The 15,503-nt window shown below is 63.4% G+C and carries 16 protein-coding genes; all 16 read right to left on the reverse strand.

What is annotated here, in order from left to right:
• Positions 1 to 64: 64 nt before the first annotated feature.
• The 16 genes from A6745_RS15235 to A6745_RS15305 all read right to left on the reverse strand — a co-directional run bounded on the left by A6745_RS15235 (position 65) and on the right by A6745_RS15305 (position 15,432).
• Positions 65 to 3,622: a host specificity protein J gene (locus A6745_RS15235; protein WP_066128439.1), complete on the reverse strand. Its 3,558-nt coding sequence runs from the start codon at positions 3,620 to 3,622 to the stop codon at positions 65 to 67.
• Positions 3,619 to 4,215 carry a tail assembly protein gene (locus A6745_RS15240; RefSeq protein ID WP_066128441.1) on the reverse strand — a complete coding sequence of 199 codons (597 nt, stop codon included), beginning with the start codon at positions 4,213 to 4,215 and terminating at the stop codon, positions 3,619 to 3,621. The genes A6745_RS15235 and A6745_RS15240 overlap by 4 nt, the downstream gene beginning before the upstream one ends.
• Before the next feature lie 95 nt (positions 4,216 to 4,310).
• The gene (locus A6745_RS28710) at positions 4,311 to 4,634 is read right to left on the reverse strand and encodes a hypothetical protein (protein WP_156513385.1); all 324 of its coding nucleotides are present in this window, start codon (positions 4,632 to 4,634) and stop codon (positions 4,311 to 4,313) included.
• A 289-nt stretch (positions 4,635 to 4,923) separates the two neighbouring features.
• Complete coding sequence (locus A6745_RS15245; protein WP_066128443.1) at positions 4,924 to 5,529, reverse strand: tail assembly protein; 606 nt, start codon at positions 5,527 to 5,529, stop codon at positions 4,924 to 4,926.
• A 55-nt stretch (positions 5,530 to 5,584) separates the two neighbouring features.
• Positions 5,585 to 5,953, reverse strand: coding sequence for a hypothetical protein (locus A6745_RS15250; RefSeq protein ID WP_156513386.1), 369 nt, complete (start codon positions 5,951 to 5,953; stop codon positions 5,585 to 5,587).
• Between the two features lie 16 nt (positions 5,954 to 5,969).
• On the reverse strand, positions 5,970 to 6,764 hold the full coding sequence (locus A6745_RS15255) for a C40 family peptidase (RefSeq protein ID WP_066128449.1): 795 nt from the start codon (positions 6,762 to 6,764) through the stop codon (positions 5,970 to 5,972).
• Positions 6,765 to 6,767: 3 nt separating this feature from the next.
• The gene (locus A6745_RS15260; RefSeq protein WP_066128451.1) at positions 6,768 to 7,493 is read right to left on the reverse strand and encodes a phage minor tail protein L; all 726 of its coding nucleotides are present in this window, start codon (positions 7,491 to 7,493) and stop codon (positions 6,768 to 6,770) included.
• An 18-nt stretch (positions 7,494 to 7,511) separates the two neighbouring features.
• Positions 7,512 to 7,904: a hypothetical protein gene (locus A6745_RS15265; RefSeq protein WP_066128452.1), complete on the reverse strand. Its 393-nt coding sequence runs from the start codon at positions 7,902 to 7,904 to the stop codon at positions 7,512 to 7,514.
• A gap of 14 nt (positions 7,905 to 7,918) precedes the next feature.
• Positions 7,919 to 9,814: a hypothetical protein gene (locus tag A6745_RS15270; protein WP_066128455.1), complete on the reverse strand. Its 1,896-nt coding sequence runs from the start codon at positions 9,812 to 9,814 to the stop codon at positions 7,919 to 7,921.
• Entirely contained in the window at positions 9,811 to 10,152 is a 342-nt protein-coding gene (locus tag A6745_RS15275) for a phage tail protein (RefSeq protein WP_066128458.1), read from the reverse strand. Before A6745_RS15275 ends, A6745_RS15270 begins: the two co-directional genes overlap by 4 nt.
• 1 nt (position 10,153) lies before the next feature.
• Complete coding sequence (locus A6745_RS15280; protein ID WP_066128460.1) at positions 10,154 to 12,688, reverse strand: phage tail length tape measure family protein; 2,535 nt, start codon at positions 12,686 to 12,688, stop codon at positions 10,154 to 10,156.
• 1 nt (position 12,689) lies between these two features.
• Entirely contained in the window at positions 12,690 to 12,980 is a 291-nt protein-coding gene (locus tag A6745_RS15285; RefSeq protein WP_066128463.1) for a DUF1799 domain-containing protein, read from the reverse strand.
• 17 nt (positions 12,981 to 12,997) lie between these two features.
• A complete protein-coding gene (locus tag A6745_RS15290) occupies positions 12,998 to 13,330 on the reverse strand; it encodes a phage tail assembly chaperone (protein ID WP_082853073.1) in 333 nt (110 codons plus the stop codon).
• On the reverse strand, positions 13,320 to 13,976 hold the full coding sequence (locus A6745_RS15295) for a phage tail protein (protein WP_066128469.1): 657 nt from the start codon (positions 13,974 to 13,976) through the stop codon (positions 13,320 to 13,322). Before A6745_RS15295 ends, A6745_RS15290 begins: the two co-directional genes overlap by 11 nt.
• A 497-nt stretch (positions 13,977 to 14,473) precedes the next feature.
• Entirely contained in the window at positions 14,474 to 15,064 is a 591-nt protein-coding gene (locus tag A6745_RS15300; protein WP_066128470.1) for a hypothetical protein, read from the reverse strand.
• Complete coding sequence (locus tag A6745_RS15305; protein ID WP_066128472.1) at positions 15,061 to 15,432, reverse strand: hypothetical protein; 372 nt, start codon at positions 15,430 to 15,432, stop codon at positions 15,061 to 15,063. Before A6745_RS15305 ends, A6745_RS15300 begins: the two co-directional genes overlap by 4 nt.
• Positions 15,433 to 15,503: the final 71 nt, after the last annotated feature.

Raw genomic sequence — 15,503 nt, forward strand, 5'->3', positions numbered from 1 at the left:
CGCCCTGTTAAGGCACGGCAGGACCAGCGTGCCGGCAAGGCACGGGAATCGAGGAAGCCTCGTATCACCTTGCGAACGACAGGACGGCCAATCGACCGCCCCAGGCATTCGGTCTGTCGCGGTTGCCTTCAACCGTGAAGGTGTGCGTTCCCGCTGAAAGACCCGTCAGCGCCAAGCTTTGGGACGTGAAGCTCGAACCATCTATCCAATCCGTCAATGCATTGCCATCGAGCAGCAACCGGTAGGTTCCACCCGGGACGTAGACCAGTGTGTATCCCCCATCACCCCCACCCTGCTGATTCCACTGGGCAGGCGGCAGCGTCGCACTGAATACACACACCGCATTGGAATTCGAGTTCTTGATGGGGAACGTCAGGCTGGCCGACGACGTACCTGACCCCTGCCCCCAGTAGTTGAGGGAGAAGCCGGTCGCGTTGCCCGTGGTCACCGCCCCGTCCGCCAAATGCAGCGTGTCGATCGACGCCGTTCCGATCTTGGCACTCGTGATCGACGCATTCTGGATCTTGGCGCTGGTGATCGAGGCATCCTGGATCTTGGCACTGGTGATCGCGGCATCGGCAATCTTCGCGTTCGTGATCGCAGCATTGTCGATATGCGCGTTCTTGATCCAGCCCGTTCCGATCAGCGCCTGGTTCATGAACACCTGGCCGTTCTGCACGACGAAAGGCGTCATCACGGACCCGCTGGACTCGTCCAGAATCGCCACGCGTTCGGCGGCCAGCAGTATCTGCGAGATGATCTTGTTCTCGTCCTTCTCGACCCCGACGGCGATGCCCGCCAGATATCGGTCGCCGTTCACCGACAGCTGAGTCCTGAGCGTGTACAAGGCGGCCATTTCCGTCGCGATCTGGTTGATCTGGATCTGCGCCGGCGACGTGTTGTCGATACGGGTCAGCAGATCCTGCGCCAGCTCGGTCTCCGTGATCTCGCCCTTCAGATACTCGAGGATCTCGTCGGCATCCGCGCTGGCCATGCCCAGCGTGCCGGAACGCTCCGGATACCACGGCCCGATCTCGCCCTGCTTGTCGATCAGGCGCACCCAGAAGTACAACCTGGCCCCGGCCGCCAACCCGAAGAGCGTATGCGTGGATTGCGGATAGGCGAATTCGCCAAGCAGCGTGGCCTGCTCGCGGTCATCGTTCTGCGAGTACCAGACCTGGCTGCGCTCGATGATCGAAGGACCGGTCGGAAAGCCCCAATCCAGCTGGATGCCGAACACCAATGACTTGGCGGTCAGCGAGGTGACGCTGGGCGGCGGCGCGATGGTGCCCGTCAGTTGCGTCTCCATCGACACGGTCCAGGCGGAGGGAATGTTCGCCGCATTGAGCGCGCGAACCCGTGCAATGTAGGATCCCGCACGGATGTTCTGCAGCTCCAGGCGCGACGAACTCGTCCGCCCGCCCTCGATCCAGTCGGAGTTGTCGCGGCGCCATTGCACCTGGTACACCACCGCTCCCGACACCTGAGGCCACTGGAGGACGGCGTTGTGCTGGGCCATGCCCTGCTCGACCACGGAGTACGACGACAAGGTCACCTCGGTCGGCGCCGGCTGCACGGACGGAGGGACGACACTGATGGGCCGGGTATCGATCTTGGTGCCGTAGTCGACATTGGCGAACTTGCCGGGCTCATGGGCCACCGCCGAGATCTCGGCCTCCATCGCCCCGTCCTTGCGCGAGATCGTGAGAATGCGGTAGAGCTGAGAGGTCAGTTGCCCCGACTCCACCGTCCACACCGCATCGGGTTCGGGCAATTCGCTGAAAGGCGGCGTCACCGTGATGTCGAGCGTCGCGCCGGGCAAGCCGACCAGATCGGCCGTCAGCTCCGAACTGTCGGCCCGCCACGTGGTGCCATCGGCGCTCAATCCCTCGCCCACGACGCCGCCGATGATGCGCGACTCGGACACCCCACTGGGCAGGTTGACCACCAGGCGATCTCCGGGGCGGACCATGACCGAGAAGTCGGTCGTGACCCCGGACCGGGTAGCGCTGTTGATACGGCCACCGATGCGCCGGCCCGCACGGTTCGGATCCACGATACGGATAATCTTGCCGGGCGCGACGACGGCGTGATCCAGGCCGACGCGGAACGTCACCCCTTGCGTCTCGCGCTGAGACGTCAGCAGCGCCCACTTGGCAGCGCGTACAGCCTGCCCGCGCGAAGCGCAGCCGAACGCCGTCACCTGCGTGATGTTGAGACCATATCGCGCCTGGCCCGCCGTGTCTTCGACGGCCTCCATCTTGGCGCGGCCCATGTCCGCCATGTCGTTCCAGCTGACCTGAGCAACGGTGTAGCGCGTACGCCGAGGCGTGCCGCTGTAGCTGAACCGACCGTCCACGACGTTCGCCGCCGAATAGGTGTAGGCCGGTTCACCGGGGATGTCCGCGCTGGCCATGACCGCGCCGCCCTGCTCGTACACCATGCCCCGGAACACGCTGGCCAGGTCAGCCAACACCCGGTACGCATCGCCCTGTTGCTGCAGATACGCGTTGCAGGCGAAACGCGGCTCCTGGTTGCCGAAGCCATCCGGCACGCGCTCGTCGCAGTACTGCGCGATGGGGTACAACGCCCACTTCAGCATCGACAGCTTGCCCGCTGGAATGAATGCGCCCAGACCATATCGCGGATTGCTGACCAGGTCGTAGAAGACCCAGGCCGGGTTATCGGTCCAAGCCTGCTTGAACGCGCCGTCCCAGACGCCGCTGTAGGTCCGCGTGGACGGGTCGTAGTTGCCGGGCACGGCGAGGATACGGCCACGCAGGTGATAGGCGCGCTGCGGAATGCTCTGGAACGCGGCGGCATCGACCTGTACTCCCATCAGAGCCGACATGGGCATGCGCAGCCTGGCGTCGACGACCTCGGTGAACGCCTGCACATACGTGGTGTCCGCGATCGTGCCGCTGTTGGCATTCGGCGTCAGGCGAGTGACGCGCAGGAACCAACCGGATGATGCCCTCGGAAGATCGATCCGGTGCGTTCGCGCATACGTGGAGGTGGTCTTGCCGTCGAACGCGCTGCGCAACACCTCCTGCCAGGCGCCTCCATCCGTCTGGACATCGATCATGTACTCGACCCGATATCCATTGATATCGCCGTTCGAAGTGTTGGCTTTCGACAGGCCGCGCGTTTCCAGCGTTACTCGTACCGCCGATAGTTCCCGATTGGTGATCTGGCGGAGCCACGGCTGAGCGCCGGTCAGCTCGACGTTGACGCCCGTGGTCGATTCCGACTCGGGAAAACCACCGACATGCTCCTGGTCCTGGGTGCCAGGCCGCCAATCGGCCTGCGCGCTCGGGAAATTGCATGTGCCATCGGCGTTCTGCATGGGCGTGCCATCCAGATAGATGTCGCGCAACAGCCCGTCCTGACCATGCACGGGTCCATGGATCGGTCCTTCGCTGATCAAGTCCAGGACCTTGGCGAACGACGTGCTGTGCAGGCTGTCCGGGGTTTCCACGGGCTGGCGGACCGATCCTCCCCCTTTCCCGCCCTTGGCCCCCACGATCGTCAACCCGCCCCCTTGGCGGGGAATCGCTTTCAAGGGCCCAGAAATGCAAAAGGCGCCCGAAGGCGCCTCGATGTGTTCGTGCAGTTCGGTCATGCCTGATCCTCCGCATAGATACCCGCCGAGACGACCGCGCTGCCCACGAACATCTCGCCGTACAGCACGGGAACGGGATTGCCTTGGGCGGTAGTGTTGACCGGGCCGTTGAAGTTGTAGCTGGCACCGTTGTCGGGGCTGTCACGCGTGGATAAGCCGCGTTGCTGGGGAGCGAGCATCTGGGTAATGCCTCCCAATGCGAGAGCCATGCCAACTCCAAGAAGGCTGCCGTAGGTCACTGACGCGCCAGCCCAAACAGCCACGTTCAACCCTGGAATAAAGGATGCGGCAATGAATGCGGCTCCAAGGATCGTCTGAAAGAGACCACTTCTCTTGCGTCCCTGCAACACGGGAGCAATGCGAATATCCTCTGCTCCTGCATATCGCATGAGGTCTTCTTCGCTGAGATTACGCCTGCCCAGGAAACAAGCATATCGGATGCCGTCCGCGAGAAATTCGCGTTCGAAACCGCGCACGGTGGCACATAGGGCCTGGACCGCCTCCGACGCGCTCATGACAGCAAAGCGATGAACGCGCCCGAACTGCGCGCCGAGCCGACCATAGAGTCGGACGGTAACTAAAGGTTGAGACATTGCGATTATCCAAGAAAAACCCGCCGGACTTGGCGGGCTGGTATTTAGTCTCGTGCGAATGCTGGCATTGGATCAACGCTTTGAAGCTGAAAATCTCAATACGCGCCACAAGCCGCGAGAGCGCTCCGCACCTTTTCGGAATAGTAAGATTTGGCGAGCATCGGATTTACGCCAGCGGTCCGAGCCACTGGTTTTGCCAGAACATGCCCGTCGCGCTGCAGCAAGAGAATGGACCATGCCCACACCGACGACTCAACGCTGATCAGTTCGCGTCCGCCTTCTCGAGGAACTACGGATGTCACCGGCGATCGGGCATCGGATAACGTCCATTTCTCTTGATCGAAATAGTCGAATAGACAATCACTGACGCTACTGACATCACCGCGCATCGGCTGTTCCCATGCCTCTCCCTGCTTCATGAGTCCATCTCGTCCTGGAGCTGCGCATCCCGCCAGCACGAACGCCAGCGCAATCGAAAAAAAGCGTCTCATCCTGATCTCTTGAGCAAGTAATCGCAACCAACATATCGTAGCCGAGCGCGCGTCACGCCCGCCCCATCGCGACGACATCGCCGTCTCCCTTTGCGCGGGGACTCGGCGATCGCGTGTTCAAGGGTCGCCGCCAAAGTTGCCTTACGCATGGTTCCATCTCAGAGGCCCGGAAATGCAAAAGGCGGCCGAAGCGCCTCGATCTGTTCGTACAGTTCGGTCATGCCTGGTCCTGCGCATAGATACCCGCCGAGACGACCGCGCTGCCCACGAACATCTCGCCGTACAACACGGGGACGGGATTGCCTTGGGCGGTAGTGTTGACCGGGCCGTTGAAGTTGTAGCTGGCACCGTTGTCGGGGCTGTCACGCGTGGATAAACCACGCTGTTGGGGGGTAAGCATCTGCGTTATCCCCCCCATAGCCAATGAAAAGCCCATCCCGAACATCATCGTCGTGCCCATTGCTCCCTGCGCCCCCAGCGCCACCCACCCCATAGGGTTCCATATCGCCAAGGCGATCAAAGCGGCGCCCAGGATCGTCTGGAGTAGCCCGCCACGCTTGGAACCCCGGATCACTGGGGCGATCCTAATCTCCTCATTCCCCGCGGGTAAACCGAGTTGATCCTCCCCTAGCGTCCGCTTACCCAACAAACAGACATAGCGGGCGTTCCCATCGTCGCCTAGAAGCGCCCGCTCGAAGCCCGGTAGGGTTGCGCACAACGCCATCGCTGCCTCTGACGCGCTACCGACAACAAGTCTGTGCGTTCGCCCGAACTGTGCACCAAGGTGCCCGTACAACCGCACGGTTCTCAGCCCCTCTTTCATAGCTGCCCCAAAAGAAAAAGCCCGCGCAAAGGCGGGCGGTATGGCTGACAATGGCTCAGGCTGGCGGAGCGCAGCGCTTCATCAAGCCCCTGAACTCGGTCTCCGTGATCGACATCGAACTTTTCCCGGAGAATCGACCCTCAATTCGGCTGCCCGTGCCAAGCCGCTCCGCCGATGCCAGGTAAAGCACCACGGGGCTAAAGCCCTGGAACGTCCTGAACTCGAATTCCAATCGGCCCGACTCCGGATATGGAGTGACCTCCAGATACTTGGCATCGTCATCAACGCGAAGGCAACGCATGATTTCGTCGACTCCCGCAGATGACTGGTAGACCTCCGGCCGCACCGCTCTGATCTCTGCGGGCGACATTGCCATACAGCCGCTCAGAAGCCCCGGCAGCACCGCCGTCATAACGCGTTTCATGTCCGCTCCCTCGAAACTAAGCCGGGCCAATATACCGCAGCCGCGCCCGAGTCACGTCGCGCCAGTAGCCTCCGTACACGACGCGTTCCGCTGGGCGGTTGTAGAGGTGGTGCAACATGGCGTCGGGCAGAGGATGTAGGTCCGGGCGCTCGGCCAGAGGCTGCGCGCCCAGATAGACGCCGGCGTGGTTCGTCCGCTGGCTGAGAACCTGCATCAGGATCACATCACCCGGCACCAGCGCCTCGTCGCCATCCAGGCGCCGGAAGCCCGCCTGGCCGAAATGCTCCAGATACAGTTCGGCCTCACCCTCCCACCAGCCGTCCGCCCGATCAAAATCTGGCAATTCGATGCCGCGCTCCCGCTCGTACCAATCCCGGATGATGCTGTAGCAGTCCAGGATGCCGTGGTGGAACTCGCGTCCCAGCAGCGGTGCCTGGTAGCCTTCGGGCGCCCAGGAATAGACCTGCCCGGCAGTCACAACACCATCGTCTGCCTGGCGCACCTCTGCGATGTACCAGGGCAGGCCCGATGCCTCGCACGCCACGCGGTCGGCCTCGCTGGGAGTCGGATCGGCGTCGGGGTGGCTGTGCACCACCGCCAGCACCTGGCCGGCATCTTCCGCCGCGGCGTACTCGTCGGCAGCGATCATGAACTGGCCGCCGTCGACGGCTACATTGCGGCACGGCACATACCGCTCGGCCGCGCCGCCCGGCCCCCGCCGGGCACTGTCGGAGACGATGAGCCCGCATGCCTCGCGCGGGTATTCGGCGACCGCGTGCGCACGGATCGCCGCCAGGATATTCTTGCGCATGGTCTACCTCAGACGATCGGCTGCGGGGAAGCCGCCGAAGTTGATCAGTTCGTACTCGCCGAATCGAGCCTTGCAACTGGCGACCCGCCCGCCGCACTTGTCCAGCGCCGGATCGCTTACCGGGTTGTCCAGGGCGTCGAAATATTTGCTGCCGGTGTACTGGCAGTACGGACCACGATACCCTCCGATCCAGAGCCAGGTGCACGCGCCGGCGGTGATTTGCCGGCCGGGCAACTGGCGGCCGTCGAAGCTCAGGCTGTTGGCCAGCTCGAACTCGACCACCTCGGCGGTCTCGGATGTCTTCTGCTCGACGATCCAGACTTCGGTGGGCAACTCCTGCACCGGGTCGGCGCCTGGATTTCCATCCGGGAAATTCCTTGCGTCCAGGTACTGGCCCAGGGTCTCGCGCACCGTCAGCACCGCGCCCACCAGATCATCCAGCGCCAGGCACAGCGCCGAGATCACGCCGGGCAATGGATTGCCCTGGGTATCCTGGCCGATATTGCCCACGGACAGCGATGGCGATGGCTGCTGCGCCTCTCCGGTGCGCTGGAAATCGCGGGCCTCGATCGCCCACGGATCGTACTGCTGGCCCTGCCACCAGATCGGTCCAGCTTGTGTGTGAGCATGGAAGCGCAGCACATCGCCGCCGATGCCGGTAGCGTCCAGTTCGAACAGCCGGACGAAGGCGCCCGGCTCCAGCTTTTGCACATCAGATGTGATTGGCATGGTCGTAAAAAAGCCCGCTCAGGCGGGCTGCTGTTCGATGGACTGTTCCGGCTCGCTGGCCGGTGGCGCCGCCTGCGCGGACAAGGCTTCCAGTTGCTGCTGCAACTGCGCCACTGTCTCGCGCAACGCCGCGGCATCGGACTGCGACGACTGCAGCTCGCCCGTCAGCCGCTCGACATCCGCGGATTTCGCGCCGAGATCCGCCTGCAGGGACGTGTTGTGCTCGACGGCCTGCGTCAGCGCCTGGCCCATGTACTGGGCCAAGGTCGCGTTGTCGAAAATGGGTTGCGGTTGACCGATCTGTTCGGTCTGTTGGTTCGTGAATGGGTCGGTGACGATGGCCATTTCCTTGTAGTGGGCACCGATCAGACCGAACGCGCCGAAGCGCAGCATGATTTCGTTGAGTTGCATTATTACTCCAGTATTTAAGCTTTCCAGCGGCCCTTGGCGGTGAGATATACAGCACCTTCAAACGATCCGGTATTGCCATTCCCGAGATTCTTGATATAGACCCCTCCTGTAGAAGTCGTGAGCGTCGCCCCAATTGCAGAGCAAGATGAGTACATATACGGCGACCAATCTCCGACGTAGTTCGTGTGTAAGCGATCCACCGAAGTAAACGTGACAGGCCAATTGGTCGGGGTAGCGGCCAGAGAAACTTGAGCCCCTGCCGCAAATCCGCCGCTTACTATGATGAATCGCATAGTGCATTCCATGCTGCCGTCAGCGTATCTGCGAGCAGTCCAGGTGCCATACGTGCCGTCTCCAATGGCCCCGCTCACGTACGCCTGCAACCCAACAGGCAGCCCAGTTTTCAGCGAAATCCACTCGGTACCATCACATTGCACCTCCGCCGCCCCGCCAGCGGCGTTGCTGCACCAGGCGATGCAGCCGGTACTGGAAGACGCAGTGGGTAGCGTGGCCTGGGTGTAGGAACCGAGAAACGTGCGACCGTCGATCTGCGTGTCGCCGTAGACGCGCAGCGTCCGACCTGCGGTGTTTACGCCTCCGATGCCCACCCGGCCACCGCCTCGCGCCAGATCAGCCCATGACGACGCTGGTCCGTTGGTTCCCCCGCTCCGGAATGCGTGGGTTGCGTTTAGTGAGCCGTCTCCGTTGCAAAAATTGATGGTCACTGAACCGCTCGTAGTCACAGAACGGTTGAAATTGATGGTGGACGAGTCTGTTGCATCGACCGGGATGTCGTCTATGTCGATGCGTCCAGCGGTCGCCGTCCGAGACGACTGGATCTGGAAAATGCTCCCAGGGCGAAACGTCAAGACAGACCCGGTGCCCTGCCCCACCGTGACCGGGCCGCTGAAGGTCGTGCCATTCAGGGCGGTGACTGCAAACACGCCCGTACCGGAACGGGTCAGGAGAACGTCGGACGTTGCGGCAATGCTGCTTGCGAACGCCACAGGCCCGACAGTTCGCATTTCGGCTTGCATAAATCGCACGCGGGAACTGCCATTCACCGCGACCGTGAGATCGGTAGATGCGCCTCCGCTATACAGGCCCGTGTTGGAGGCACCTATAGCTACACTGGCTGCCGACGCACTACCGATCGGCACTTGCAGCGGCCCCGTCATCGTGTCGCCAGAACGGCTGAGAGGGCCCAAGTCAGGGGCCACAACAACGTTCGTAAACGCCGTCAAATCTGTCGCCGACCCGCCGGTCCAACTGCGAATGTAGTCATCCGTCGCGTTGCTATGCGACATCAGGGCGCTGTCCAACACCGCGTGAGTCCACCCCACCGAGTCAGTAGCTACGATGACTACCGGACGGCCATCCGCGTTCACGCCCAGGCGCACGGTCGGCCTGCGAACGCCGAAGTGCGTCAAGTTCACGTTGGAAAACGTGCTACTCGATGATTGATAGAAAAAGCTCAAACCAAACCGGATCAGCGACGCAACGCCGGAATGGGCGTAGCCTATGAATTCCAACGCGTACATACCGTTCGCATTGGCAACCGCAGTTGGGTAATAGGTCAGAAAGGCGGGGTTGGCCGATCCGTCATTCGCGCGTACAACCGCCGCGTGGCTGTACGTGACACGGAACTGGCTGCCCGAACTGCCATCCGTGCTCATCACAGCAGGGCCAGAGGCCAGACCGGCGGCCAGCAGCCGGTTTGACAATTCGCTGCGGCCGCTCAGCGCCGCCACGCCGTTCGCAGCTCCTTTCTGGGTCAGCGGAACCACCCCATTTCCTATAGCCGTGTACAGCTCGTCGAAATTGCTGTTCGCCTTGGCGAACGCAGTCCTCGCGGGATCGCCGGTCCCATCGTTCGGCGACGTGCCGGTGTTGATTACCTGCTTGGTCATGGCTTGAATACCTGTTGAAATGTGGCCGAAATGGTGTAGACCGGGCCTCCGATGGGCGTGGGGCTGTACGACGTGACTTCGTACCAGCCCTCTTCACCCAGCGGCGGCGTCCACCGGAAGGACCGGTAGCCCGCGTGCCGGTCGAAGAACGCCAGAATGGGCGCCAGATAGGTGTCCGTGCCGATGAACTGCAGCGGCCAGGACTGCACCTTGTTGTTGATCCCGTCGGCGGCCGCCTGGCGGTAGCCATCGCCAAACTGTGCGACCAGGCGGCGGAACGTCACGGTGCCCTGTGGATCGTTGGCCGACGGCCAAGTGAAAGTTTCTTCTATTGCCATCTCACACCCTTCCGTTGCGCTGCTGCCAGGCCATGCCGCCCTGCTTGTACGACCGCCCCTGGAGTTGCTGGAAGCGTTGATCGATCATGATTCCGATCTCCTGCGCGAATTGCTCGTAGCCGCCGGGCGCCTTGGACTGCACGTCGCCGCCGCCATTGATGGTGACGCCGACGTTGACCACGCTGCCGCCGGCGGTCGCGGCGCCTCCAGCGGTGATCGGCGTGACATAACCATCGCTGCCGCCAGCCATCAACCAGGTGCGGCCACTTGCCGTATAGAGTTCAGGGCCGCGTTCGTTGACTTCGTACAAACCTCCGGCCACAGTGGGACCGCCATTGGCGCGTCCACCGAGAACCAACGTGGACCCGCTACCCAGCGTGGTCATGCCATCCAGGCTGGAGAACAGTTGGCCGCCCTGCATAGCGCCGGCAGCGGCAGATATCCCTGGCGTCGAGGTAGCACCGAACAGCATTCCAAGACCTGTACTCACCAATCCCATCAACGGTCCGGTAATGCTCTGCCGCACGGCGATCCTCGCCATGTCCGCCAGGATGCTGTTGACCAGGTCCGAGAACTTGGTCTTGCCGGTCAGCACGGTCTGCGTCAGCTTTTCGTCGAAGCTGGTCAGCCAGCCCGAGGTCGCGTTCCTGATCATGCCGAAGCCGTCTTCCGACGCCACGACGAAGTTGCCCAGCGCCTTCTGGGCGCCCAGGTACCAGCTGCCCTGCGCGCTGTCCTCGCGTTCGAACTGCGATTGCTGCGCGGCCAGCGCCGTCTGCATGCCGCCCTGGACCGCACCGATTTTCTGGTTGAAGTCAGGGTCGGAGAGTTCAGCGGGACGGCTCTTGGTCAACTGATCCACGTACTGCTGGAACTCCTTGGCCAACGACGCGCTGGCTCCCGCGCGCTGCGCGTCCCGGTCGCTCATGCCCATCGCCGTCAGGGCCTGCCGCGCCTGGTCGTTGCGCGACGCCTGCGACGTCTTGATGCCGTCCAGGAGGCGGTCGGCGTTCTGGAGCCACTCCGCGACGAGATCCTTGGTCTTGGGCGGTTCAGTGGGTTGTGCCTGAGCAGGTGTCACTGCATTCCCTGTCCGCACGATCACCCTGACGGCTGGCTTGCCTGACGTCATCGAAGCGTCTTTCTTATCGATGCGCGCATCCGCGTCAGCCTGCACCTGCGCGGCAGCGCGTGCCTCGTTCGCCGCGGCCGACCGCGTCGCCAATTGCGACTCGATGCCCGCCAACTGCCGCCGGAGCTGGCTGCTCATGCCGTCCGCCGACGCAGGGCCGGACCCGAGCCACACCTGCGCCTTCAAGGCTTCGGCGCCGCCCTTGGCCAAGGCCTGTCTGGCCTGCTCCTTGCTGGCCTCGATGCTGGCGATCGACTGCCGCAGCGTTTCGGCCTGTTGCTGAAGCGTCCCGGTGTCGTCCTCGCGGCCCAGGTTCGCCATGGCACTCCACGCCTGCGAGGCCGCGCTCTTCACCGACATCCACACCTTCTGCAAGGTGCCCAGCCCCCTCTTGACACGCTCCACCTGCTCGACCTGCACGTTCGCGTAGATCAACTGGGCTTTCGTCGCGGCCTCGTGCATCAAGCCCTGCTTTTCCAGCGCCACCACTTGGTCGTACTGCTCTTCGGTCAGGAAGTGCTGCTGCCGGTTCAACGCGGCCAGCGTCTTGGACGGCGCATCGGCCAGCAGGGCGTACTGCCTGACCGTTTCGTCGATGCTCTGGCCCGTCGTGTCGCGCATCGAGACGGCCGCCAGGCCGATCTGCTCGATCGCGGATCCCGAGATACGTCCGGTGGCCGCGATCCGCGCCAACGCCTCCGATGCGCTCGACACCGTTCCCGACGATCCGGCGATGCGGCGCGCCATGTCGTCGAGCTCCTGCGCGGAATATCCCGCGAAGCCACCGGTCAGCGACAGCGCTTCGTTATAGCGGCTGATCTCTTCCGAGCCTGAATAGACCGCCGCCCCCAGCGTGGCCGCAGCGGCCGTCAACGCGGTGCCCGCCAGCGTCAGGCGCGGGACGATCAGGCCCGCCGCATTGAATATAGTCTTGCTGCCCTCCATGACGTCATTCAGCTGGCTGCCTTGTTCCAGCAGTCGGGGGATGGAACCGCCGGCCTGCGCCGGACCAGGCGCAGCGGCCGCCGGGACGGCCGCCGAGCCGTCCCGCTCGCCAGGACTGAACGACGTCAGCACTTCGACGGTGGAGACCGTCTGCCCACCCGTCCCCTGGCCGCCCGCCTGCAGCGCACGCAGCCTGGCATATTCGGCAGACGTCGCGGACAAGCGCTCCGACTGCATGTCCAGCAACGCCAGTGCGCGCTGGCCAGCGGCCTGGATCTTCGCGCTGGCCGCGACGGCAGCCTGGCCGATGCTGCCGAACGCTCTGCTGGCCTGCTGGCCGCCCTGATTGAGAGAGGTCGTGGTCGACTGCATCTCGCGCTTGAAGCCTTGCAGTGCCGTCTTCGCCTTCGCGCTGTCGACCTCGATCTGGAGGGTGGCTTTGATTACTTCGTTTGCCATGTCAACCTCGGTATATTTCCTTCAGCGCCGCCTGTTCGAGGACCTGCAGGTCCTCGAACAACTGGCGCTGGTCCTTGCGGGGGATGCCATACAGGCGCAGAAGAATGGGTAAGGCCTGATAATTCAAGCCCGTGGGACCGCTCATCCCCACCACCCACTGCGTGCCCATCGCGTCGAAGACGTTGATGACGGGCACGTGCTCTTCCCACACCTCGATACCCGCCGGACGCACGTCGTCCGGCGTCAGCCCGAATCCGGCAAGCTGCCGGGCGTCGGGCCGACGCCAGTACATCGCGCGGCCGACGGCGCCTAGTTTTTTCGGCGCAGCACACCCAGCTCGGTCAGGTACGACTGCAGGATCGCTTCCGGCGCACCCGGGAAGTTGCCGCACAGCACCGACATGTTCTCGGTGGTGTACGGCTCGTCCACGTTGCGCCAGCCGGCCACGATCTCGTCGAGCACCGAGCCGTCGGTATCGCCTTCCCGCGGCTCGCGCTCCAGGTAGGCCTTCGCCGCCTCGCGCGTCTTGTGCTTGAAGACCAGTTCCAGCGGCTGCACGCCGCCGCCAGGCACCGGCACGTCGACCACGGCGGTGAACGTGGGCTGCGCCACGATCTTGAACATCGCCGGCTTAGGCTGCATAGCGGGTCGGCTCCGAGGCCAGCGACAGGTTCACGGCCAGGACCATGATCTCGTCCTGGTTCAGCGTGGGCACCTTGTCGAACGACACGTAGGCGGCGTAGTAGATGACCGAACCGTTGGCCAGCGTCAGGCGGATCACGCGGGCCTGGCGGTCGCTGTCGGCGGCGTCCAGGATGGCGTAGTGCGGCTGCGTGGGATCGTCGGCGACCTGCAGCGTGATCTGGCGCGGCGTGCGCTTGGTGGGCAGTTGGCGCTGGTCGCCCGTGTCGGCCAGGAACGAGTAGGTGGCGAATTGCTGCTCGCCGCCCGAGGCGCTGCTTTCGGTGATCTGCGAGATATCGGTCCAGCTGGCGGACGTCACCAGACGCGCGCCGCCCACACCGCCGCCGGCGGGGTAGCGGCGCAGGTTGGTGGTGTCGATGCCTTCGAGGTCGAACGTGCCGGAAGCCTGGGCGGCCACGCGTGCCACGCGGCTATCCAGCGACGTCCAGCCCGAGCGCATCAGCACGATGTCGCCATTGACGAAACCGTGCGCCGTCGAAGACGCCACGCCAGGATTGGCATTCGAGATGGCGGTGACGGTCTTCTCGGCAGCCAGGGTGCCGGCGATCGCGATGGTCGAGCCGTTGGAAAGGAAAACGCTCATGTAGAACTCCAAAAGAAAAAGCCGCCCGAGGGCGGCTGATGCGGCGACCTGTCGGACCGCCGTAGTGAACTGCAAAGAGAAGAGGAAGGCACTGCGTGCCGCGCTGCGCAGCGGAAGGGGCGTATGCGTGCCGGACCGGCATGGAGCGGCAAAAGAAAAAGCCCGCGGCACAGGGCTCGCGGGCTTTGCGGGCGGACTTCCGAGGAAATCCGATAAAGCAGATTCTGACGTTGTTTTTCGTCGGAGGCAACGATTTTCTTGCCTGAAGGAAGATACGCGCGAAAAAACAAAAGGCCCGCGGCAATGTGTGCTGGCGGGCCTTCGTTATTGTTCATCCGGACGGATTTCTGAGGAAATCCGATAAAAAAGATTCTGATGTTCTTTTCATTCTACGTCAAATTTTATTGTGTACTGCAAGCCGTGGATTTTTATACTGCATTCACCGCGCCACATTCGCCGTGGCCAACCCGACCCGCTTGCGCCAGGCCATCATCACGCTATTCGACGAAGCCTGCGTGGCGCAGGATGTCTTCAGCCCGTGCATACGCCGCCTGATCGATGCCTTGCAACGGCAACGCCCCGTTCTTGCCGTGCTTCGCCCCCTTCAGGAAAGGCGTGACTTGCGAATTGATGCGGCTGACGGTCGACAGGCTGACGTGATGCCGTTGGGCCAGGGTCTCGAGCCGTTCGCCGTTGTCTTCATAATGCCGCTGCACCAGCGCCAGCCGCAGATCGGCATAACCGGCCTGCCCCATGGCCTGGCCCGCCGCGTTGGCGATCTCGCGCAGCGCCGCCAGCCACTCCAGGCGCGGCCGCTGGCCATTGCATTCGCAGCAACGCATCTGACGCGGCGCATAGCGTGCGCGCAGCGCAGCCAGATGCAGGCGGCTCAGTTCCTTCGACAGGATGCGCTCGGCCATCGCCTTCTCGGCATCGAGATCGGCGCCGGCGAAAGGCGGAGGATCCGCCAGGCGCGCATCGGCCAGGCGGGATGCGGCGGGCCGGGGACTGCCGCCGCGGCGCTCGTCGTTCAGGGCATGGACAATGGCCTGCGTCACGGTCTTGAACGGATATTCCACCTGGATCATGCCGCCTCCGGGTAGACAGGTTCGAACTCGGTCGAGCCCTGCGCGATACGCACCCATGCCTGCAGCACGGCACGCGCCTTCAGGCCATGGCGGGGATTGGCCGTCCAGTCGGACAGGAAGCGCTCGCGGTCGTCGTCCGGCATGCGCGCCAGATGCGCACCCAGGATGCGGTCCAGGGTGCGGCGGTCGCCCTGCGCGACCCCGCCCGTGCCGGGAAAACAGCGCCAGCAGCGGCAGCCCGAGAACACGCGGCGCTCGGACCGGTCTTCGTCGGCGATGCGGTGTTGGCGCGTGGGCAATTCAGGCAGGCCGAGCAGGAGGCCCCACGCGCCCTCCAGCTCTTGCCATTGTTCATTGATGGTGTTCATTGGACTTCCTTTGGTCTGACATGGAACACCACGAAAGATATCAATAGATATCCGATACTTCAACCAAAAGA

Origin of the sequence: Bordetella ansorpii, assembly GCF_900078705.1 — a bacterium.
In the GTDB taxonomy this organism is placed as follows: Bacteria; Pseudomonadota; Gammaproteobacteria; order Burkholderiales; family Burkholderiaceae_B; genus Bordetella; species Bordetella ansorpii_A.